Below are 1,051 nucleotides of genomic sequence, written 5' to 3' on the forward strand. Positions count from 1 at the left end.
TTGTTCAACATCTACTGTTGGTGTCTTATGAGCTGGCGTTGTTACATTAGGAACTTCCACAGCTGGTTTACCTGGTTCTGTAATCTTACCTGTTCCTGGCACTTTACCTTCTGGCAATTCACTGTTTGGTACTTTACCTTTACCGTCTTCACCGATTGTAACAGTGATTGGGTTACCATCTTTACCTGGGATTTCTACTGTAGTTCCTGGTGGGTAGGTTGAACCATCTGGTCTCTTCGGTGTTACTGTAACATCACCTGTCTTAGGATCTTGTTCAACATCTACTGTTGGTGTCTTATGAGCTGGCGTTGTTACATTAGGAACTTCCACAGCTGGTTTACCTGGTTCTGTAATCTTACCTGTTCCTGGAACCTTACCTTCTGGTAATTCACTATTTGGTACTTTACCTTTACCGTCTTCACCGATTGTAACAGTGATTGGGTTACCATCTTTACCTGGGATTTCTACTGTAGTTCCTGGTGGGTAGGTTGAACCATCTGGTCTCTTCGGTGTTACTGTAACATCACCTGTCTTAGGATCTTGTTCAACATCTACTGTTGGTGTCTTATGAGCTGGCGTTGTTACATTAGGAACTTCCACAGCTGGTTTACCTGGTTCTGTAATCTTAGCAGTTCCTGGTACTTTACCTTCTGGTAATTCACTATTTGGTACTTTACCTTTACCGTCTTCACCGATTGTAACAGTGATTGGGTTACCATCTTTACCTGGGATTTCTACTGTAGTTCCTGGTGGGTAGGTTGAACCATCTGGTCTCTTCGGTGTTACTGTAACATCACCTGTCTTAGGATCTTGTTCAACATCTACTGTTGGTGTAAGTTTTTCTGGTGGTGTTACTGTTACAGTGACTGGAACTTCTTCTTCTGAGCCATCTGGGTATCTTACTAGAACTTTTCCTGTTACCTTATCTCCTGGATTCTTATCTGAAGGAATGGTTACAGTAACTTTTCCTTTGTCATCTACTGTGATAAGGCCTGGTGTTCCACTTGTGTATGTTGTACCTGATGGAATTGTCTTACCATTGGCTTCGCCT

1 protein-coding gene is annotated in these 1,051 nt (G+C 42.5%); it reads right to left on the bottom strand.

What is annotated here, in order from left to right; translation table 11 throughout:
• Positions 1-1,051, bottom strand: a 1,051-nt coding sequence (locus CJ239_RS11430; RefSeq protein WP_219716991.1) for a YPDG domain-containing protein, incomplete at both ends; no start/stop codon positions are given.

The sequence above is a fragment of the Streptococcus sp. UMB0029 genome (assembly GCF_002871495.1).
In the GTDB taxonomy this organism is placed as follows: domain Bacteria; phylum Bacillota; class Bacilli; order Lactobacillales; family Streptococcaceae; genus Streptococcus.